This window comes from Streptomonospora halophila (assembly GCF_039542725.1).
Lineage (GTDB): Bacteria > Actinomycetota > Actinomycetes > Streptosporangiales > Streptosporangiaceae > Streptomonospora > Streptomonospora halophila.
Map to the genome: position 1 here is coordinate 132,307 of NZ_BAABIK010000003.1, position 20,280 is coordinate 152,586.

Annotated in this window: 20 protein-coding genes, 1 tRNA gene and 2 pseudogenes; 18 read left to right on the top strand and 5 right to left on the bottom strand. The window is 71.1% G+C overall.

Translation table 11 applies throughout. The features are described 5' to 3' along the window. A pseudogene (locus ABEA15_RS04120) lies at positions 1–267 on the top strand (hypothetical protein); the annotation flags it as partial. A gap of 48 nt (positions 268–315) precedes the next feature. Continuing rightward, positions 316–543: a hypothetical protein gene (locus tag ABEA15_RS04125; RefSeq protein WP_345555556.1), complete on the top strand. Its 228-nt coding sequence runs from the start codon at positions 316–318 to the stop codon at positions 541–543. A 363-nt stretch (positions 544–906) separates the two neighbouring features. Here the strand turns inward: ABEA15_RS04125 and ABEA15_RS04130 are convergent, their stop codons facing one another. Beyond that, positions 907–2,025 (bottom strand): SRPBCC family protein, encoded by a 1,119-nt coding sequence (locus tag ABEA15_RS04130; RefSeq protein WP_345555557.1) that lies wholly within the window; start codon positions 2,023–2,025, stop codon positions 907–909. After that, positions 2,018–2,518, bottom strand: a complete 501-nt coding sequence (locus ABEA15_RS04135; protein WP_345555558.1) for a hypothetical protein — start codon at positions 2,516–2,518, stop codon at positions 2,018–2,020. Before ABEA15_RS04135 ends, ABEA15_RS04130 begins: the two co-directional genes overlap by 8 nt. Before the next feature lie 539 nt (positions 2,519–3,057). Between ABEA15_RS04135 and ABEA15_RS25615 the strand changes: the two genes are divergently transcribed. From ABEA15_RS25615 to ABEA15_RS04180, 9 genes and pseudogenes are all read left to right on the top strand, one after another. Then, complete coding sequence (locus tag ABEA15_RS25615) at positions 3,058–3,453, top strand: hypothetical protein (protein WP_425579357.1); 396 nt, start codon at positions 3,058–3,060, stop codon at positions 3,451–3,453. After that, positions 3,450–4,136, top strand: a complete 687-nt coding sequence (locus tag ABEA15_RS04145; RefSeq protein WP_345555559.1) for an ArsR/SmtB family transcription factor — start codon at positions 3,450–3,452, stop codon at positions 4,134–4,136. The genes ABEA15_RS25615 and ABEA15_RS04145 overlap by 4 nt, the downstream gene beginning before the upstream one ends. 349 nt (positions 4,137–4,485) lie before the next feature. Then, positions 4,486–5,451: an MFS transporter gene (locus ABEA15_RS04150; RefSeq protein ID WP_345555560.1), complete on the top strand. Its 966-nt coding sequence runs from the start codon at positions 4,486–4,488 to the stop codon at positions 5,449–5,451. 54 nt (positions 5,452–5,505) lie between these two features. Next, positions 5,506–6,174 carry a class I SAM-dependent methyltransferase gene (locus tag ABEA15_RS04155; RefSeq protein ID WP_345555561.1) on the top strand — a complete coding sequence of 223 codons (669 nt, stop codon included), beginning with the start codon at positions 5,506–5,508 and terminating at the stop codon, positions 6,172–6,174. Then, positions 6,171–6,491: a sulfurtransferase TusA family protein gene (locus ABEA15_RS04160; protein WP_345555562.1), complete on the top strand. Its 321-nt coding sequence runs from the start codon at positions 6,171–6,173 to the stop codon at positions 6,489–6,491. The genes ABEA15_RS04155 and ABEA15_RS04160 overlap by 4 nt, the downstream gene beginning before the upstream one ends. Positions 6,492–6,722: 231 nt before the next feature. Next, positions 6,723–7,161, top strand: a pseudogene (locus ABEA15_RS04165) (transposase family protein); the annotation flags it as partial. A 272-nt stretch (positions 7,162–7,433) separates the two neighbouring features. Beyond that, on the top strand, positions 7,434–7,946 hold the full coding sequence (locus ABEA15_RS04170; protein WP_345555563.1) for a mannosyltransferase YkcB-related protein: 513 nt from the start codon (positions 7,434–7,436) through the stop codon (positions 7,944–7,946). 18 nt (positions 7,947–7,964) lie between these two features. Then, the gene (locus ABEA15_RS04175) at positions 7,965–8,588 is read left to right on the top strand and encodes an ABC transporter ATP-binding protein (protein ID WP_345555564.1); all 624 of its coding nucleotides are present in this window, start codon (positions 7,965–7,967) and stop codon (positions 8,586–8,588) included. Positions 8,589–9,052: 464 nt separating this feature from the next. Then, a complete protein-coding gene (locus ABEA15_RS04180) occupies positions 9,053–9,844 on the top strand; it encodes a DUF2637 domain-containing protein (protein ID WP_345555565.1) in 792 nt (263 codons plus the stop codon). Between the two features lie 807 nt (positions 9,845–10,651). Here the strand turns inward: ABEA15_RS04180 and ABEA15_RS04185 are convergent. Both ABEA15_RS04185 and ABEA15_RS04190 read right to left on the bottom strand, forming a co-directional pair. Then, positions 10,652–11,554 (bottom strand): nucleotidyl transferase AbiEii/AbiGii toxin family protein, encoded by a 903-nt coding sequence (locus ABEA15_RS04185; RefSeq protein WP_345555566.1) that lies wholly within the window; start codon positions 11,552–11,554, stop codon positions 10,652–10,654. Continuing rightward, the gene (locus tag ABEA15_RS04190; RefSeq protein WP_345555567.1) at positions 11,551–12,252 is read right to left on the bottom strand and encodes a type IV toxin-antitoxin system AbiEi family antitoxin domain-containing protein; all 702 of its coding nucleotides are present in this window, start codon (positions 12,250–12,252) and stop codon (positions 11,551–11,553) included. Before ABEA15_RS04190 ends, ABEA15_RS04185 begins: the two co-directional genes overlap by 4 nt. A 234-nt stretch (positions 12,253–12,486) precedes the next feature. Here ABEA15_RS04190 and ABEA15_RS04195 point away from each other — a divergent pair, with 234 nt between their 5' ends. The 3 genes from ABEA15_RS04195 to ABEA15_RS04205 are packed head-to-tail and all read left to right on the top strand — an operon-like array spanning position 12,487 to position 14,272. Then, on the top strand, positions 12,487–12,765 hold the full coding sequence (locus tag ABEA15_RS04195) for a recombinase family protein (protein WP_345555568.1): 279 nt from the start codon (positions 12,487–12,489) through the stop codon (positions 12,763–12,765). A gap of 38 nt (positions 12,766–12,803) precedes the next feature. Continuing rightward, positions 12,804–13,142: a hypothetical protein gene (locus tag ABEA15_RS04200; RefSeq protein WP_345555569.1), complete on the top strand. Its 339-nt coding sequence runs from the start codon at positions 12,804–12,806 to the stop codon at positions 13,140–13,142. Then, on the top strand, positions 13,076–14,272 hold the full coding sequence (locus ABEA15_RS04205; protein WP_345555570.1) for a recombinase family protein: 1,197 nt from the start codon (positions 13,076–13,078) through the stop codon (positions 14,270–14,272). Before ABEA15_RS04200 ends, ABEA15_RS04205 begins: the two co-directional genes overlap by 67 nt. Positions 14,273–14,281: 9 nt before the next feature. Here the strand turns inward: ABEA15_RS04205 and ABEA15_RS04210 are convergent. Continuing rightward, positions 14,282–14,366, bottom strand: a tRNA-Leu gene (locus tag ABEA15_RS04210). A 139-nt stretch (positions 14,367–14,505) separates the two neighbouring features. On the opposite strand from ABEA15_RS04210, the gene ABEA15_RS04215 reads away from it, so the two are divergent. The 4 genes from ABEA15_RS04215 (at position 14,506) to ABEA15_RS04230 (ending at position 19,899) form a co-directional block, all read left to right on the top strand. After that, positions 14,506–15,828: a M20/M25/M40 family metallo-hydrolase gene (locus ABEA15_RS04215; protein ID WP_344140827.1), complete on the top strand. Its 1,323-nt coding sequence runs from the start codon at positions 14,506–14,508 to the stop codon at positions 15,826–15,828. 363 nt (positions 15,829–16,191) lie between these two features. Further along, positions 16,192–17,268 (top strand): hypothetical protein, encoded by a 1,077-nt coding sequence (locus ABEA15_RS04220; protein WP_345555571.1) that lies wholly within the window; start codon positions 16,192–16,194, stop codon positions 17,266–17,268. Between the two features lie 175 nt (positions 17,269–17,443). Continuing rightward, positions 17,444–18,172, top strand: coding sequence for a chaplin family protein (locus ABEA15_RS04225; RefSeq protein ID WP_345555572.1), 729 nt, complete (start codon positions 17,444–17,446; stop codon positions 18,170–18,172). 305 nt (positions 18,173–18,477) lie between these two features. Then, a complete protein-coding gene (locus ABEA15_RS04230; RefSeq protein WP_345555573.1) occupies positions 18,478–19,899 on the top strand; it encodes a hypothetical protein in 1,422 nt (473 codons plus the stop codon). Positions 19,900–20,280 lie beyond the last annotated feature (381 nt).

Genomic DNA, 20,280 nt, shown 5'->3' on the forward strand with positions numbered 1-20,280 from the left:
GGTGCGGTCGAGGACGTCGGCGAGGGTGCCGGTGGTGCGGTCGAGGACGTCGGCGAGAGTGCGGGCGAAGTCGGCAAGAGCGCAGGCAAAGCCGCCGGCCGCGCAGTCGAGGGCGCAGGCGAGTCCGCAAGGCGGACCGGCAGGGGTGAAGGTGCCGGGAAGACGGCCGAAGGCGCGGGCAAGTCCGCGCGCAGGGTCGGGAAGGGCGCGGGCAAGTCCGGAAAGCGGACTGGCGGAAGCGCGGTGAGAAGGACCAAGGACACCTGAGGTGGACTGAGGACTATGGGCAAGCCGTCACGACCGCGCCGGGGAGACGTGGAGATCAGCGCCTCGGTAAAGGCGGAGGAGCTGACCTTCAGTGAAGTACCGGAGGTCAGCGTGGATTTTCCAGGCGACGCGGAGCAGGACGCCGCCTCAGGCAGTGACCGCACCAACCTGCCCGACGAGGTGGAGCCCGGAGTCACATACCGGGACATCCACGTCGACTACCGGATTGCGAGTCGTCTGACCGGCCAGGACCGGCCCGACAACCGAGAGGACTGACAGCGCGCTCACCAGGACGGTCCGGGCGGCCGGTGTAGGCCGCCCGGACCGCACCACCGGCTGAGGCACGGCCCCGGTCGGCCGCAGGCGCATTCAGGGAAGTCCGGCTGGCGCCATCCGGCGGTCCCGCTCGGGATGCGTCCCTCCGCCTGCCGCCTCCCTGTCCTCAGCAGCGAGCCGGCCTGCCGGCCGCCCTTCGAGCGGCCAGCACGTTTGCGCGTTCCGCCACGAAAACGCAGCCTGCGGCGTGTCGCCGCCACGGCGCCGGCCCGCGCCATCACAGAGACAGAACGGCTGCGGACCGTGCGTACCGCCGCAAGGAGAGGCGGTTTCCAGCCCGCATTGTTCGGGACGGCCCGGGGGTCAACGCCTCGAACCAGACTGCTCCTGCTCCTCCTCCTCATCTTCGGCGGCGTACTCGCCCTCCTCTTCCTCTTCTCCCTCCTCCTCGTCCTCTTCATCACCCGACTCGGCAAGGTCCGCCAGCTCGGCCCGCTCGTCTTCGTCGAGTTCATCGAGTTCGGCACGCTCGTCTTCGTCGAGTTCATCGAGTTCGGCACGCTCGTCCTCGTCGAGCTCGTCGAGTTCGGCCCACTGCTCCGCTGTGAGGCCGGCCTCCTCCAGCTCCTGTGCGTCGTCGTGGCTGAGGACGACCTCACCGTCTCGGATCTCGCCGCGCCAGCCCTCCAACTCCTCGGCCTCGGGCTGGGCCATCATCATGACTTGGCGGCGGTAGTGCTTGAGGTCCAACCGCAGCCGGCGCCCTTGGGCCCGCCAGAGGTTGGCCGTCTTCTCAAAGAACCCCTTGGGGTAGTACTCCACGACGAGCAGCACGCGGGTGAGGCTCTCGCCCAGCGGGTGGAAGGTCACCACGCCCTTCGTGGTGCCCTTGTCGGCTTCGCTCGTCCATGAGATCCGGTGGTCCTGGATCTGCTCGTTGATCGTGGCCTTCCAACTACGGGTCGACCAGAAGATCTTGGCCGTCCACTTGGACGTGGTGTCGTCCTCCTCCTCGACGCTCAGCACGCCCTTGGCGAAGCTGCCGAAGTCGGGAAAGCGGGTCCACTGGTTGTAGGCGGCGCGCAGCGGAACCCCCACGTCGATGTTCTCGACGATGTTGATGGCCTTGGGACCGCTTCCACCGCCACTGCCACCGCCACCGCCACCGCCGGACATTCTGCCCAGCAGGCCCTTGGCCGCGCCCTCGGCGCCCTTGCCGGCCGCCCCGGCCGCGGCACCGACCGGCCCCTTACCCTGCAGGAGCTTCTTGCCCCCCTCTGCAACCGCTTCCGCCGATCCGCCCGCGCCTGTCGACGTGAGCCGCTCGGCATAGCCGCCGAGTTTCTTCGCCATGTCACTGGCGGTACTCGTGGCCTTGGCGGTGAGGTAGTCCTGGATCGCGTCAGCGAGCTTGGCCGTGCCCTCATTCCTGTCGGCAGCCTCACGCAACCGCGACAGTGGGCCGGTGCTCCTTTCAGCCATGCTGATCACCTTCGTGGTCACTGCTCTTGCGGGTGCCCCGCGAACGGGTGGTTGACCGCCGGCCCGCAGGGGCCTTCGCCTCGCCGGACTCAGACGCCTCCTCCCTCGCGGCCGATTCGGTGCCCGTGCCGCTGTCTGGTTCGGACGGTTCCGCGGCCTCGCCGGACGATTCCTCCACATCAGTGGATCCGCTTTGCAACCGCTCGGTGCGCTCGTTCAGCGAGTCGGCCAGGCTGCCCGCCCAGGCGGTGACCATGCTCCCGGCCACGTCCTTGCCGACGGTGCTGAGCTGCCCGCGGGCCTGGTGCTTCAGCTCGCTGACGGCGGGGAGTTCGTTCAGTTCCTTCATGAGCGTCCGCGGATTGATGTCCAGCTTCTTCGCTGCCATAAAGAGGCCGAGGCCAATGGCGAGCTTCAGCTTCTTGCGCCTGCCGAGAACATAGCCGCCGACAGCGGCGGCCACGATCTTCGTAGATTTGTCGATACGTCCCATGCGAGACCACCTTCACCTGGTCACTGGTCGTCGGTAAGTAAAGTTCTCGGCCTCATGGATCGGTCCGGATGCCCGTCGGCAGCGGCGAATTCACCGGGCGTCGGAAGGACGCAGCGCCCCTGCTTGTGGTCGGGGCAGTCCGCGCCTGCCACAGCGGGAGCTCCGGAGTATTGCGGCGGGCTCCTTGAGGCCGGTCGTGATCAGCGCTGTAGCGTTGCCCTGCACCGGCGCCCGGGCAACGGGTCGTGGCTCCGCCGCGACGACGCCCGCCCTTCCCTCTCCCAGGTGCCGCGTTCAGGGCTGCAGCCGACAAGCGATCACTGCGCCGGGGTCCGACGCTTCAATGTGGCGATTTCACCGCACCTCTGCCCGGCAGCAGAGGGCCGGTATCCCTTCGCGCGACGACTACCCGAAAGTAGGCAAAAAAACACAAAAACGGAGGAACAACGTCAAACTCGACGTTGTGCTCCGCGCCGAGGCCCCGGATTCACGTTGCGATGGACGTCGCGCTTTACCGTTCCTGTTTAAAAACTTGACGAATGTCCGGAGTTCCCCTCGCGCCTTACCCCGTTTCCGTGCCGTCGAATGCACTGCCGGGTGCGCTGGTCGCCGGTGCGGTGCGGAGGCGTGCTTCAGCAGGGACGGTAGCGATCCCGAACATCGACCGCCTGAGCGGCGAGGTCGCGCAGGCCCTCGGCGGCCGCGACGATGGCCTCCGGGTGCAGCCGGTAGTAGGTGTAGCGGCCGCGGGATTCGGGCTGGACGAGTCCCGCCCCGCACAGCAGCCGCAGGTGGTGGCTGACGGCCGTCTGCCGGGCGCCGGTGTGCTCGTGAAGTGGCAGGTGCGCATCTGCTCGGTGGCGAGCAGCCGCACGATCCGGATCCGCAGCGGCCGAACACCCCTACGTCTTCGATCAGATACGCTATTCCAATGAATAGTGGAACAGATGCTCGGGAGGCGGGGCGCGCCGAGCTGTGGGGCGGGTTCGCTCGGGTCGGCAAAGCGCTGGGCAGCGGCACCCGCTTGCAGATGCTGGATCTGCTGGCCCAAGGCGAGCGCTCGGTGGAGTCGCTGGCCGAGACCCTGGGGTTGGGCGTCTCGACCGCTTCGGCGCACCTGCAGACCCTCAAACGCGCGCAGCTGGTGCGCACCCGCCGCGTGAAGAACCACGTCTTCTACGCGCTGGCCGGCGACGACGTCGCCGCGCTGCTCTCGTTGGTGCAGAAGGTCGCCGTCACCCATCTGGCCGAGGTCGAACGGGCCTGGGAGCACTTCTCCGGCCCCGGCCAAGGCGAAATCGAAGAGGTCGACCGCGCCGAACTGCTGGCCCGCCTGGAAAAGGGCAGCGCCCTGGTGCTGGACGTGCGCCCCGAGGCCGAGTTCGCCGCGGGCCACCTGCCCGGGGCGGTGTCGATCCCCGTCGACGAGCTGACCCGCCGCCTGGACGAGCTGCCCGAGGACACCGACATCGTGGCCTACTGCCGCGGCGACTACTGCGTGATGGCGGTCGATGCGGTGCGCGTCCTGCGCTCCCACGGCCGCCGCGCCTACCGCCTCAACGAAGGACTGCTGGAGTGGCGCGCCTCCGGGCGGCCCGTGCAAACCGCATCCGCATGACCAGGGCATCAAACGCCGACCTGCCCCTTGGAAGGAACGCGCACATGGCCGCCACCGCCTCGGAACCCCGCGATACCAATGCCTTTCCCACTGCCCTTCAGCGCCGCACTCTGATCACCGTGGCCGCCGCCCAAGTTCTGGGCGGCGCCGGCCTGGCCGCCGGGGTCACGGTCGGCGCGCTGCTGGCCCAACAGATGCTGGAGACCAGCAGCCTGGCCGGGCTGCCCGCCGCCCTGTTCACCCTGGGCTCGGCCGGTGCGGCGTTCCTGGTGGGCCGGATCTCCCACCGCCGGGGCGGCGAACCGGCCTCGTCTGGGGCTATGCCGCCGGTGCCGCGGGCGGCGCGGGGGTGGTCGCCGCGGCCGCGCTGGACAGCATCGGGCTGTTCTTCGCCGCGCTGCTCGTCTACGGCGCGGGTACGGCCACCAACCTGCAGGCCCGCTACGCCGGCGCCGACCTGGCCCCACCGCACCGGCGGGGGCGTGCGATCAGCACCGTGCTGGTCGCCACCACCCTGGGCGCGGTGGCCGGACCCAACCTCACCGAGGCCACCCAGCCCCTGGGCAGGATCGTCGGAGCACCGGCACTGGCGGGCCCGTTCGTGCTGGCCGCGGCCGCCTACGGCCTGGCCGCCCTGGTCCTGTGGGTGTTCCTGCGGCCCGACCCGCTGCTGCACGCCCGGAACATCGCCCTGACGCCCGCGGGCGCCGGCGCGCCCGAGCCTGCATCGCCGGCCCCGGAGCCCGCGCCCGCGCGCTTCAACCCGGGGGTCGCCCTGGGCGGGGGCGCGATGGTGCTCACTCAGCTCGTGATGCTGGCCATCATGACGATGACCCCCATCCACATGCAGGCCCACGGCCACGGCCTTGGCGCCACCGGGCTGGTCATCGCCGTGCACATCGCCTTCATGTATCTGCCCTCGCCGGTGACCGGGGTCCTGGTGGACCGTGTTGGCCGCAAACCAGTGCTGGTCGCCGCCGGCGTCACCCTGCTTGCGGCCGGCCTGGTGGGGGCGGCCGCACCGGTGGAGTCGGTGTCGGTGCTTGCGACGGCGCTGGCTCTGCTGGGACTGGGCTGGAACTTCGGGCTGGTCGCCGGTACCGCGATGGTCACCGACGCCGCCGATGCGGCTACGCGGGCGCGCACCCAGGGAGCGGTGGATGTGGGTGTGGCCCTGGCCGGTGCGAGCGGCGGAATGCTCAGCGGCATCGTGGTCGCCGCGGCGGGTTTCCCCGTCCTGGCCGTGGGCGGGGGCGTGCTCGCGCTGGCGATCGTGCCCTTCGCCGCCTGGCGCGCCCGCCACCGGGCCGACTGACGCGGCCCGACTCCCGATATCCGCCGACACGTCTTCGACCCGCAGGAGGCCGCCATGCCCACCGGTTCTGACCCGGAACTGGCCGACCAGCAGCGCAAGCACTGGCAGCACACCTACGCCGGCCATCCGCGCATGTACGGCCACGAGCCCTCGGCCCCGGCCGTGCACGCCGCCGCGGTCTTCGCCGAGGCGGGAGCACGCGAGGTGCTGGAATTGGGTGCGGGCCACGGGCGCGACGCCCTTTACTTCGCCCGCACGGGCTTGCGCATAACCGCAACCGACATCAGCCAGAGCGGACTGGACCAGCTCCAGCAGGACGCCGAGGCCCAACAGCTCATCGGCCATCTCGCGACCGTGGCCCACGACGCACGCGACCCGCTGCCACTGGCCGCACAGAGCGTGGACGGTGTGTTCGCGCACATGCTGCTGTGCATGGCGCTCTCCACTGCCGAGATCTCCGCCTTGGCGGGCGAGGTCGCGCGTGTGCTGCGTCCTGGCGGGACGTTCGTCTACACCGTCCGCCACACCGGCGACGCCCACTACGGGGCCGGAACCGCCCACGGCGATGACATCTTCGAGCACGGCGGCTTCGCCGTGCACTTCTTCTCCCGGGAGCTGGTCGAGCGCCTCGCCCAGGGTTGGGACCTCATCGAGGTCCATGCCTTCGAGGAGGGCGGCCTGCCGCGCCGTCTCTGGCGCATCACCCAGCGGCGCCCCCGGTGAGCGGTCCGACGCCGCTGCCCGGGCCCGGATCGGTCGTGGACGGTACCGGGCTGGTCTGCGTGGTGCTGCTGATCCGGTTGCGTGACCGCATCGCCGAGCGGCCGGCGGGTTCCGTCGTGCACGTGATTACCACGGACCCGGCCGCACCGCTGGACCTTCCCGCCTGGTGCCACCTGACCGGCCACACCTACCTCGGCACGGCGGAGGCCCACGGCGACGCCGTGGTGCACGCTGTGCGTGTCAGCGCTGATCCCCGCGCCACCTGCGCCGACCGGCCCTGGCATTCCGCCGATTCGCAGCGGCCCGAACAGCTCTGACGCACGGCGGCCCGCCGACCACGGGCCCGGCGTCGTCCGGCAGAAGAGCCTGTGCGTGCGCGAGGACCGTCTCTTGGAGGCCCTTGCCCTCGAACCACACGGCGCGACCGCTCGGTATCGCGCGGCATGCGCGTGAACAATGCGGGTGGTCCTATGTGACACGGTGCCGTGGGAGGGTGCCGGGCCCGAACGCGCGAAAGGCCCGTCCCGAGGCGACCTCGTCGCGGCGCCCTCGACGGCACGCTCATCGCCTGCGACCGGCTGGCGGCCGATTGCCCCTTCTACTCGGGAAAGCACCGCCACCACGGAATGAATGCCCAGGTCGACGCCACACCGAACGGTGATCCCGTGTGGGTCTCCGGTGCGCTGCCGGGTGCGGTGCACGACACCCGCGCCGCGCGGGTGTGGCGCATCGGGCAGCGGATCGCGGCCGCCGGCCTGCTCGGGCTGGGCGGCAAGGGGTATGCGGGCTATTCGCGCACCCCGTTCAAGGGGCGGAACAAGCCCGAGTGGGGCCAACCGCACCCACGCGCGCCTGCGCAGCCCGGGCGAACGCGCGATGGCCCAGCTCAAGAACTGGCGGATCCTGCGCCGCCTGCGGTGCTGCCCGCACCGCGCCACCGAGATCGCCCGGGCGGTGCTGGTCCTTCAACTACGCGAAACACGATGAAAAGCGCTCACTGGGCGTTAAACAGCCGCGGCGAGGACGGCTCGCTACCCACCGGCCGCGAGATCGCGGCCCGCTTCGATCACAAGGAGCGTTGGGGCCGACTGATCAAACAATGGGGACTGCAGGGACGCTTCGACCGAAGAACGAGCATTTCGTCGACCTCTTTTTCCTCGCATGCGGCGGCATCCTCCTTTCGCTGCGGTGGGTGGATCCATCGGCTTCTGTGCTCAGTGCCCGCTCCACCGGGTCGTAGGTGAACGTCAGCCACCGGTATGTTCAGCGGCAGCCGAAGCGGACCGCCCGGCGGCACGGACGCCGCGGCGCCCCCGCCCGGCGGCATGGGCCGTGCTCCCGGCGGCTCGACGGCGGAGTTGTCCGAGGAGCGGCAAACGCTGCTCGGCTACGTCGCGTCCGAGGCCGGCGACCGCACGGTGGCCCTCGCTGTGGAGGGCGGCGCGACGAGCGCTGCGCCCTACATCATCGGCTCCGACCTCACAGTGGTCGCCATGGGCGGGTTCGGCGGTACCGACGACCCTCCCACCGTCGAGCAGTTGACGGCGTGGCGCGAATCCGGCGAGCTCGGGTTCGTCCTCCTCGGAGGCGGTATGGGCGGCGCCCCGCCGAGCGGAGCACATGTCCCCAGCGGGGCGCAGACTCCCATGGGCGGGGCGGAGCAGGCGCGCGGCGAACGTGAGGAGTGGGTGAAGCAGACCTGCACCCGAGTCGACCCGAAAGCCTGGGGCGGTGCGCAGGACGGTTCACGGCAGCTCTACTCCTGCCGCTGACTCGCCCGCTGCCCCGCGGTGGCGGTCCAAGGGCCCACGGGCGGCGGCAAGTCGACCTTCCTGCAGATGCTCGGCGCCCTGGATCGGCCGACCTCGGGCGAGATCAGGCTGGACGACACCGCCCTATCCGCGGCGGGCGGGCGCAGCCTCGCCCGGATCCGGGCGGAGCGACTCGGGTTCGTCTTCCAGAACTTCAACCTGATCCCGACGCTGTCGGCGGTGGAGAACGTCGAGACGGCGCTGGCCCCCCTGGGTGCGGACGGTGCTGAGCGCCGCAGGCGCGCTGAGGGGGCGCTGGCCGACGTGGGGTTGGCGGAGCGTGTCGCGCACCTTCCCTCCGAACTTTCAGGCGGCCAGCAGCAGCGCGTGGCCATCGCCCGCGCACTTGTCAAGGATCCCGAGGTGCTGCTGGCCGACGAGCCCACCGGCAACCTGGACGAGGCGACCCGCGACGAAGTGATGGACCTGCTGGAGGACCTGTGGCGGGAACGCGGGCTGACCCTCGTCCTGGTCACGCACGACTCGGCGGTGGCCGACCGCGCTGAGCGGCACCTGCACATCCAGCGGGGCCAGGTCTCGGAACAGTCCGGATCGCGGCGCGCGGCGCCGCGCGCGGCCTCCCCGGCCCCGCCGGGAGCCTAGCGGGTGCCGGCGCGGTCTTCAGCGCCGCCCTTCGCCCGCCCCGATCGGCCCTCATACTTCGGTAGGTGATGCTGACGAGCCCGCGTTTCGGTATTCGCCGTCACAGACGGCCATGCGCTGCGTTCGGGAAGTAAGGACCCGGATCGGTGGAAGGGGCGGTATGGCGACGATCGGAGAGGAAGCCGGCCCGTTGCAGAGGGGGATGACGTCGCGTCGCCGCAAGGGCGGACGAGCGCCTTGAGGATCAGCCCCGCGGGCTGGGGTTCGCGTTCTACGGTCGAACGTCGACGACACGGTTCCAGGACCGGGAGTCCGCGGGGGTGGCAGCGCGAGGGGGCCGAGGCCGTGATCGCCGGGCGCGGTGCAGTCGTGGCGGAGTTCTTCGACGCGGGGTGTTCGCGGCAGATGAGCGGGGAGCGACAGCAGTTGACGCCCGCGGGGAGCCCTCCGGGCGGTGACCTGCTATGAATTCTTCCCGCTGGTCCCGCTGGACAACCATCGCCGCCGTGTTCTTGTTGGCCGGCATCGCGGCCGTGGTCAGCTACAGCCACATGTACGAGCTGGCCCAGCACCACGGGGAACCCGCTTGGCGCGCGGCCCTGTTTCCGCTCTCCGTCGACGGGATGATCGTCGCGTCGTCGATGGCGCTACTGGCCGATGCAAGGCACGGTCGGCGCGGCGGCCTGCTGCCGTGGACGCTGCTGATCCTCGGCAGCGTCGCGAGCCTCGCCGCGAACATCGCGGTAACTGACCCCACCGTGTGGTCGCGGGTGATCCACGCCTGGCCGTCCTTCGCGCTCATGGGTGCCTACGAGTTGCTCATGCGCGAGTTCCGCATCGACGCCCGGGGCGTACGCACGGCGAACGCCGACGATGAGCAAACCGTACGCACAGCCGAGGGTGAACGAGCCGATCCGGAGGCGCCTACACAGGCTGAGGAAGACCCTGCGGCCGCGTGCAACGTCGAGGATCGCCCGCGCCTCCATGTGGTCGAGGCAGCCGATCGACCTGGCGCGACCGTCGCCACGGAGATCGCGAGTCCGGAGGATGCGGCGCCCCCGATTCAGGTGGAGGCCTGGCGTTGGGCCTTGGAGAACCGCAGGAAAGACGGTTCCCTCCCCACTGGCCGCGAGATCGCGGCCCACTTCGACCACAAGGACCGTTGGGGCCGGTTGATCAAGCAGTGGGGCCAGCAGGGACGCTTCGACCAGGGAGTGGGCACTTCATCGGCTTCCTTTTCCTCGCATGCGGCGTGATCTGCCTTTCGCTGCGGTGGGTGGATCCCTTCTTCCCATTCGCCTCTCGGGCAACGGCGGGTTGATGTAGCTTCGGATGCTGACTACTCGTCGGGCCTACCTCTCACTCAGCCGAAGCACACCTGCACTGTCCGGACAAGGAACGGCATGGGACGCTGGGATCCGCTCAACGAACTGCAGTTGTCGGTGCTGTCGCGGATCGCTGACGGTGACGACCTCAGCGATCCGGCGCAAGCCGGGTACCGCCGTTCGGCCTACGTGTTGCGTGATCGGGGCCTGGTCACGGCACGCAAGCGCCACGGCAGGTGGCAAGCGCACATCACGGAAGCCGGCCGCTTCTACCTGGAACACGGGCGCCACCCGGACAGATCAACCGGGAAGGCGTCCACGAAACGGACACCTCCCGCTGGCGCAAAGCAGGCGAAGTCTAAGAGCCCCCAGGCCAGTGCCGGGAGCGACGCCGCGAAATCGAGGCCCGCCCGCGGGCAGGTCCCAAGGTAGAGCCGGACGAGGCTCGGCGCCTGGCCGCATGGCTGCCGGAGACGGTGCGAAAGCGTGCCGTCGCGCTACTCATCGACGGCGAGGTCATCCCCCAAGAAGCCTTGCGTTACGACGTCCTCGCCCCAGCATTGGCCTCCACCTCAGCTGACGCCTGAGCTCCACGCGAACCGGCGCCTGCCAAACTGCCCTGGTGGCCGGTCCCCTCGTGGGGGCAGCCTTAGCGGCCAAGCGAAGAATTTGCCGAGCGGCCCTTCATTGAGAGGGCTGCAGGGCAGGACTTTAGCTTTGTTGTATCTCCGGACTTCCCTATGCCGAAGGCTCCCACAAGGCAGTGCGCGGATTCCAGGTCCCAGCGGCGGTCCCGTCCAGCAGTGGGTCGAGGAAGGGCGCTGCTATTGCGAGGGCCCCGTCCAGGGTGGTTGTCGGCAGGAGCGCCACGGCGCGGCGGGCTTCGGCGGCGAAGCCGCGTTCCCACAGTTGGCGGTCGGGCACCGTGAACCGCGGGGGAAGCGTGAGGCCCCGGCGTTGGGCCTCGGATCGCAGGGCGTCGAGTTGGATGTCGGCGGCGACGCCTTGGCTGCCGATGACGGAGAGCATGTCGACGAGATCCTTGAAGCGGGTGGAGGGGCGCTGTTCGGACCCGTGCCGTTCGAGAATGGCGCAGGTCTTGTCCGCGATGTGATCCGCAAGCGGGTAGACCCGGTAGCCGGGGCGGTCCAGGCCGGGGATCGCGACCGCGGGGAGTGGTGGGACGTCGTCCGGGGAGCCGGTCATGCGGATGTCCTCCGCGACCACGTCGACGTGGAAACGCACCCATTCGGTGGTTCCGATACGGGCCGTCGTCGGTATCCGAACACCGTTGGCGCCATCGGAGACCGGGGTCGCGCGGCCCGTTTCGAACGTAAACCAGTCCCCGAGATCGAGAGTGGCGGGTCGCCGGAGGTCGTGTTCTGCCTGGCCGCGGTCACCGGGCCGGTAGACGTCGATGTCCACGGTGCGGCGGACGGCGAGTTCGCGGGCGAGGAGCGCTGTGGCTCCTTTGACGATCCATCCGCTGTCGAGGTGGTAGAGCCGTGCGAGCAGGCGGTCGTAGGCGAACTGGCGCTGCAGTTCGGCCAGTGGCCACGCACCGTTGGGTTTGGCGGCTGCGCGCAGGCGCTCGGTCAGGGCGCGGCGGAACGCGGCCGGAGTGGTGTAAGGGAGGGTCACGGCGGCGGTGTGCTGCCTTCCTGATCGAGCGTTGCGTCGAGCCAGTCGCGTCGTTCCGGGGCACCGACGAGGTCGAGGAGCCAGCGCAGCAGTGCGGCTCCGTCTCTGCGGCGCAGTCCGAAGCGCGCGGCGTGCGGGGCCAGAGCTTCGGCGACGGTGGTCGGGTGTTCGTGGCCGGCTCTGAGCGCGTCGGTAAGGACGTGTCCGACGGCGCCGGGGTCCTCGTTATCGGTGAGCAGGTCGGCGGCGGTGCGGGCAGGTCGAGTGACCGGCAGGCCCCGTAGAACGGTGTGTTCGTCGTCGGTCAGGCGGGCGCGGTGCAGGCGGACGTCGGGGCGTCGGGTCTGGCGGCGGGTTGGCAGGACGAACTCGTGGAGGTCGGCGGGGAGATGTCCCAGCTCGTAGAGGGAAGCCGCTGAACGGTGGGAGACCACGCCGGTATCGGTAGTACGTTCCCAGGCGGGAACGGCGGGTGCGAGTTGCAGCCAGGCAGCGCGCAGGTCGAGGTGGTCTGTGGGCGGGGCGCCGCGCAGGCGGTAGACCCCGTGGGCGACGCGTTGTGCGGTGGTCTCGTCGGTGGCCATGCGCGACAGGGTGCTCCAAGCCATCCCGGTGGATTCGGCCTGGCGTCGGGTGAAGAGCCCCCACTGTTCTTCGGCCAGGTCCGCTAGAGGCGCGATGGCTGGCGGGTGGTGCATGACTGCATTCTATAGCGAATGGGCTCTATATTGCAGACGCTCTAGCAGTATGTCTGCGAAGTATCCGGCTGAGCTATACAACGCAGTTGCGTCCTGGGTCGAGTATGCCCGCTGGAAGTTCCGCCGGCGAGAACACTCCTGCGGCCGCGCTTGTCCGACCCACCGCTCTACCTTGAACCACCGCTGCGGGAGACGCTAGCGAGAGAGCGTGTCTTTCGCAGGTGAGGGGGAGTCATGATCCGGTTTGCGTTGGCAGGGCGGGTATCGACGGAGGACTTGCAGGATCCGGCCACTTCGCGGCAGTGGCAGCGGCGTCGCGCCGAGCATCTGGTCGCGGGGTCCGGCGAGATCGTGGCCGAGTTCTTCGATGTGGGGCAGAGCCGGGCTGTGGCCTGGCCGCGGCGTCCGGAGTCGGCGCGGCTGCTGGCGGCGCTGGAGGACCCGGGCCGGGGAATCGATGCGGTGGTGGTGGGCGAGCCGCAGCGGGTTTCTACGACAACCAGTACGGGCTGACGTTTCCGCTGTTCGTCCACTTCGAAGTGCCGCTGTGGGTGCCCGAGGTCGGCGGCGCTATCGATCCGGACTCCGAAGCCCACACGCTGATCATGTCGGCGTATGCGGCGATGTCCAAGGCCGAGCGGCGCCGTATCCAGATCCGGGTGCATGCCTCCATGGCCGCCCAGGCCGAGCTGGAGGGCAGGTTCTTGGGTGGCCGCCCGCCGTACGGATACCGGTTGATCGATGCCGGGCCGCATCCGCGCCCTGACCTGGCCGCGCTGGGGTCCGAGCCCATCGCCTTGAACCGGATCCGGTCACCGCTCCGGTGGTGCGGCGCATCTTCGCGTTGCGGCTGGCCGGCAATGGAGCCAAGCGGATTGCCAACGTGTTGAACGCCGAGGGAGTGCCCTGCCCGGCGGCGCAGGATCCGGCTCGCAACCGGCACCGAGAATGTCGGCGCTGGGGCCCGGGAACGGTGCTGTCGCTGCTGTCCAACCCGCGCTACACAGGCCATCAGGTCTGGAACAAGCAGTCCAAGTCCGAACGGCTCCTCGACGTCCACAACGTGGGGCTGGGTACGCGGACCGTGTTGCGGTGGAACCCGGACGAGAAATGGGTCTACTCCCAACAGGCGGCCCATCCGGCGATCATGAGCGCAGCCGACTTCCGCGCCGCCCAGACCACTCAGGGCGCAACAGTCCTCGTCGACGTCAACGACGTGGCGCTGGGCTACACCACCAAGCTGCGCTGGAACGACAAGGACCAGTGGGTCGTCTCCGACAACCTCGTGCATGACCCCTTGGTCTCGGACGAGGACTTCGAGCACGTGCAGCGCCTGCTGGAGGTCAAGGGGCGGCGGGCGGTGGTGCGCCGCCCGCGCACGACGGGCCGCGTCTATCCGTTGCGCAGCCGCCTGCACTGCGGCCTGTGCAACCGGCGGATGCAGGGCAGTTGGAACAACGACCAGCCCTACTATCGGTGCACCTTCGCCAGCGAATACGCCATGGCCAACCACGTCGAGCACCCGAAGTCGGTCTACCTGCGCGAAGCCGATGTGCTTCCGGTACTGGACGACTGGTTGGCCAAGCTGTTCGATCCGGTCCGCCGCGAGGCGACGATTCGCCTGCTGGCCGAGTCACAGCAGCAGGACGACCGCGACGATGCGAAGCGTCAAGGAGCCGAAGAGAAGATCGCCGAGTGCGACACCAAGCTCGCCCGCTACCGCGCGGCGTTGGAAGCCGGGACCGACGCGGCGACGGTCGCCGAGTGGATCCGCGAGGTCCAAGCCGACCGGGCGCTGGCTGAGGCGCAACTCGCGGAGCGCAAGGATGCCCCGAACCATCTGGGCGAGGACGAGACCGCCGCCCACCTCGACACCTTAGGAGATGTCTCCACCGTGTTCAGACAGGCCGATCGCAAAGCGATAACCGAGCTCTACGCAGGGCTCGATTTGCGCCTGACCTACCACCCTGTGGAACGCAAAGTGCGAGCTGAGGCGAACCTCAACTCGCATGACATGTAAAAACTGTCGTGTCCGAGGGGGGACTTGAACCCCCATGCCCTTAACGGGCACTAGCACCTCAAGCTAGCGCGTCTACCTATTCCGCCACCCGGACGTAGCGGCCCTGCGCTCGGTGCGCGGGCTGGGTTAACCATAGCAAAGGTCCGGGGCCGCTCGGACATCGTTTTCTGCTCGTGGGGGAGCATGGAAGGGTCAGCGTGGAAGTCCGTGGTGGAGAGGAGGCGGTTCGCGTCATGGTGGGGGTTGGTGACGAGGTGAGCGCTGCCGAGCGCGAGGTCGTGGATCTGTGCCGGGAGCTCATCGCCATCGATACGTCCAACTACGGTGACCACTCCGGGCCCGGTGAGCGGGCGGCCGCGGAGTACGTCGCCGAGAAGCTCGACGAGGTCGGGATCGAGCCGACCGTCTACGAATCGCATCCAGGGCGCAGCAGTGTCGTGGCGCGGGTGCCCGGGGAGGACTCCGGGCGGGCGCCGCTGCTGGTGCACGGGCATCTGGACGTGGTCCCCGCCGACGCCGCCGACTGGACGCACGACCCGTTCGGCGGCGAGATCGTCGACGGGTGCGTCTGGGGGCGGGGCGCCGTCGACATGAAGGACATGGACGCCATGGTCCTCGCCGTGCTGCGCCGGCGCATGCGCGAAGGGCGGCGTCCGCCGCGGGACATCGTGCTCGCGTTCCTCGCCGACGAGGAGGCCGGCGGCACATGGGGCGCCCGGTGGCTGGTGGACCGCCACCCCGAGCTGTTCGCCGACTGCAGCGAGGCGATCAGCGAGGTCGGCGGGTTCAGCGTCACGGTCGCGGAGAACCGGCGGCTGTACCTGGTCGAGACCGCGGAGAAGGGCATCGCCTGGATGCGGCTGATCGCCCGCGGCACCGCCGGGCACGGGTCGATGACCAACGACGACAACGCCGTCACCGAGCTCGCCGACGCCGTCGCCCGCCTGGGCCGGCACCGCTTCCCCATCCACCTGACCAAGACCGTGCGCACCTTCCTGGAGGAGGTCTGCGCCGAGTTCGGCATCGAGTTCGACGAGAACGACGCCGAGGCCACGGTCGCCCGCCTGGGGTCGGTGGCCAGCATGATCGGCGCCACGCTGCGCCACACCGTCAACCCCACGGTGCTCGACGGCGGCTACAAGGCCAACGTCATCCCCGGCGCGGCAACGGCGCAGGTCGACGGGCGATTCCTGCCGGGCCTGGAAGAGGAGTACTTCGCCGAGATCGACCGGCTCCTCGGCCCCAACGTGAGCCGCGAGTTCATCCACCACCTGCCGTCGGTCGAGACCGAGTTCGAAGGCGGGATCGTCTCCGCGATGTCGGAGTCGCTGCTGGCCGAGGACCCCGGAGCCAAGGCCGTGCCCTACTGCCTCTCCGGCGGCACCGACGCCAAGAGCTTCCAGTCGCTGGGTATCCGCAACTACGGCTTCGCGCCGCTGCGCCTGCCTCCGGAGCTCAACTTCGCCGGCATGTTCCACGGTGTCGACGAGCGGGTGCCCGTCGACGGCCTCCGGTTCGGGGTCCGGGTTCTCGACAGGTTCATCGGCATGAGCTGACCCCGTTCGCGACACACCCGCGGCCGGCCGTCCGCGGCCCGCCACCCCGCGACCCCGCACCCCGTTCGCACCGCCTGCTCCGCCCCGCCGCCCGCCGCCCGGCGGCAACCGGGGCGCGCGGTCGCCCCAGGTCCGGGGCGGGCCGGCGCCGCGATGCGCCCTTCGCCCCCTTTGCCGCCCCGGGGAACCGGCACCGGAAAAAACCGCGGCCGGTTCCCCGGGTTTTGCACTTCACATCGCCCTCGGTGATGTTACGGTGACTTTCGGTTCGCAGGTGATCACTCTTTGCGAACCCCTCCGTGCGGCGGGTGACGCCGCATCCCAGCTTCCATCCGGTGTTCGCCGCAGAGCGAAGGGTTGTCCATGGTGCAGGCAGGTCGCATGAGGCGGGGTCGCCCCGCTCTCGCGCGCTGCCGCGCAGCGGGGCGCACCCTGCGCCGGGCAGGTCTGCTGACCGGCCTGGCCGCCGCCGGATGGCTCCTCGGTGGAGCCGCGGCCGCCGCGGACGACCTTCCCGGCCCGGGCCTCGAGCCCGTCGCCGCGGTCGCGTCCGAGGCCGGCGGCATCGCCGGCACCGCACCGCAGGAGACCGGTCACGCCGACGAGCACACCACCAGGCACACCGCCGATGACGCGCCGCCGGAAGCCGCCGCGGGCCCCGCCGACGCCGCCGGACGGGGCGGCGCCGCCGGGACCGGGGTGGCGGCGCTCGATTCGGTGGCCCAGCCCGGCGGCGTGACCGAGGCCGCCGGCGCAGCCGGCGCCGGAGCCCGCGACGTGGTGGAGACCACCGCGCAGGGCACGGGCGAGGTCGTCGCCGGCACCGTGAACGCCGGCCGCGAGGTCGGCGGGTTCGCGGAGGACTCGCTGGGCGAAGGCTCGCTCGCCGATTCCGAGCTCGCGGGAGCGGTCTCCGACGGCCTCGTCGGCGACACCGGCCGCATCCAGGGCCGACTGGAGCAGACCATCCAGGAGGGCCCGCGGACCGGAATCGAGGGAATCGGCGGACTCGACGGCGTCTCCGCGACGCTCGTCCCGCACGGTCCCGCCGGCGACCGGGGCGAGGGCCCCGGCCGCCGCGGCTCCGAGGCCGCCAAGGCCGAGGAGTCCGCGGCCGAGGACGGCGCCTCCCAGGCGCGTCCCGCACAGCACGCCCTGACCCGGGCCGTGCCCGCCGCCGCTGCCGAAGCGGAGCACACCGGAGCGGAGCCGTCCGCGGACTCCGCCGACTCCGGCGCCCCGCTGACCGGAGCGTCCTGGCACGACACCTCCGACTCCACCGGTACGGTGTCGCCCTCGCCGGTCCCCGCCGCGCCCGCCGGCTTCCTGATGAGCCGCGGCCACACGCTTCGGCTCGTCGCCCAGCGTGTCGCGCTGCCGGAGGACCCGGCCGTGGTCGTCCGCTACACAGCCGACGACCCGTCTTTCTCGCCTGACTAGTACGCGCCGCTCCGGCGTGCCTTCCGGGCACGCCTGACCGCGGCGCGCTTTCTCGCGCCCCGCCATCACCGGCGCCCGCTCCGCCAGCCTGCCGACGCGGTCCGACGGTTCCCGCTCGCCCGCTCGGCTGTCCGAAGCGATCCAGTCTCAGCCCGACTTCCCAAGGAATGGCCATATGTCCAGGAAAACCACCACGACCCTCGCCGCCCTCGCGGCGGCCGGACTCCTCTCCGCCGCGCCGCTCGCCCACGCCGACACCACCACCAGCGGGAACGGCTCCGTCCTCGGCGGCAACCAGCTGGGCGCCGACGCCGACGTCCCCGTCAACCTGTGCGGCAACGCCATCGCCGTCCTCGGCACGGCCGGAGCCAAGTGCGAGGGCAGCGGCGCCTCCACCGGGTCCGGCGGCTCCGGTAGCGGAGCGTCGGTCTCGGGGTCTGAGGGCGACACCACGACCAGCGGGAACGGCTCCATCGGCGGCGGCAACCAGGCCGGCGTCGACGCCGACGTCCCGGTGAACGCGTGCGGCAACGCCATCGGCGTCGCCGGCAACGCGGGCGCCGACTGCGAGGGGGAGGGGAAGAAGGAGAGCGAGCCGACCCCGCCCGACGACAAGACCAGCCCGCCGGACGACGAGACCACGCCGCCGGACGACGAGACCACGCCGCCCGACGACAAGACGACCCCGCCCGAGTACGAGACGACTCCTCCGGACCACGGGACCACCCCGCCGGACCACGGGACCACCCCGCCCGAGGGCCCGAGCGCGCCCCCGGTGAGCGACGGCGGCCTGCCGGTCACCGGCGCCGGGCTGCTGCCGCTGCTGGCGGCCGGCGTCGGCGCGGTGCTCGCCGGCCTGGGCGTGCTGGCCCTCGTCCGCCGCAAGGCCGGCCGCTCGTCCTGACCGGCTCGGCTCCCCGGTCCTCGGACCGGGGGGTTGACGCGAGCCCCGCGGTGCGGCCACGCCGCGGGACTCACGTCAGCCTCCTCGAACCAGAGGGAGCTGGTCCGGTGTGCGCCGCCCGCCGGGCGCCCTCCCGGCGCCGGGCGGGGGCACGCCCCGCGCTCCGCGTAGCCCGTACCCCCCAGGTGCGCAGCCGCGGAACGCCTCCGGACACGGAAGCAGGCGCCCCACCCAGGGGCGCGGGCGCCGGGTCCTCGCTACATCCATCTCGTAAAGCTGCACATTCGTCTCGAAAGGAATCCCACATGCACAAGTGGGTTCGCACCACCGCCAAGGCGGCCGTGCTCACGGCCGGCTTCGCGGCCATGGGCGCCGGCGTCTCCTTCGCCGACAGCCACCCCACCACCAGCGGAAACGGCTCCGCGCTGAGCGGCAACCAGCTGGTGGGCAACCTGGACCTGCCGGTGAACGTGTCGGGCAACGCCGTGGGCGCGGTCGGCGGGATCGCCGGAGCCAAGTCCGAGCACGACGGCGCCGCGGTCGTCGACCACGGCGGCAGCGGGCCGCACACCTCGGGCAACGGCTCGCTGCTCAGCGGCAACCAGGCCGTCCTGGACGGCGACGTGCCGGTGAACGTCTCGGGCAACGCGGTCGGCGCGGTGCTGGGCACCGCGGGCGCCGCCTCCCACGGCAGCGGCTCGGCGGTCGTCGAGGGCGACGGCGGCCACCACCACATGGGCGGCGACACGATCAGCTCCAGCGGCAACGGGGCGCTGGCCAGCGCCAACCAGCTCGTGGCCGACCTGGACATCCCCGTGAACGCGTCGGGCAACGCCGTGGGCGCGGTCGCCGGGATCGCCGGAGCGGCCTCGAAGGACACCGGCGCCCTGGTGGTCGAGGACGGCGGGCACCGCCACGGCCACCACGACAACGGCCACGACGGCTACCACGTCCACCAGGCAGCGCCCGGCGAGTCCACCGGCCTGCTGAAGTGGGCCAACCTGGGCCGCCCGCTGCACCTCAGCCCCAACTCGGTCGACGCGGGCCCCGTGCTGCACCAGCGTGCGGGCCACGGCGGCGACGACATCATGACCTCCGGCAACGGCTCGCTGCTCGGCGGCAACCAGCTGGTGGGCGACCTGGACGTGCCGGTGAACGTGTCGGGCAACGCGGTCGGCGCCGTCGGCGGCGTCGCCGGTGCGGCCTCCCACGACGCGGGTGCGGTCGTCGTCGACAAGGGCGGCGACGACATCACGACCTCGGGCAACGGATCGCTGCTCGGCGGCAACCAGGCCGTCCTGGACGGCGACGTGCCGGTGAACGTCTCGGGCAACGCGGTCGGCGCGGTGCTGGGCACCGCGGGCGCGGCGTCCCACGGCGACGGTGCCGCAGTGGTGGAGGGCGTCGGCCACGACGTCCGGCACACCTCTCACGAGACGGTGCCCCAGGCCGCGGGCACGCTGCCCGAGGCCTCCGAGGTCGCCGACAAGGTGACCGAGCAGCTGCCGCTGCGCAACGAGCTGCCCGACCCGTCCGGTGTGCTGCCGCTCAACGCGGAGGTGCCGGGCTCGCAGGCCGTCGAGGCGCAGGTGCCCGCCGAGGTGCCCGAGGCCTCCGATGTCGCTCCCGCCGAGCTGAGCGGCCTGGCCGAGGCCACCGGGCAGGCCACGCAGGCCGAGCCCGTCGACCAGGTCGAGAACCGGGTCGGCACCGACCTGGGCCTCTAGGCCGGTTCGCGGCCCCTCCCGGCGCAGGCCGGGTGGCGGCGGGCCGCGGAGAAGTAGGAGATGGACCGGCGCGCGGCCGGTGCGGTGCTCTCCCGCCAGTAAGGATGTCGTGGTGGACATCGGGAGAGCCGGGACGGCGGCCGCGTCGCTGGAGCGGCGAGTCCTTTCGGGGCTTCCGTGAGGGACCGGCATGCGGCCGGGCGCGCTCTCCCGCCAGTAAGGATGTCGTGGTGGACATCGGGGGAGCCGACCGGCCGCAGCGGCGGCCCTCTCGGAGCTTCCGAGGGGGCTCGCCGCTCGCGTGTGCGCGACGGCACACGTGTGATCTCCGCCGGGCGCCCCGGCCGGGCGCGCAGGCGCCCCGCCGGCGGCGGGGCGCGG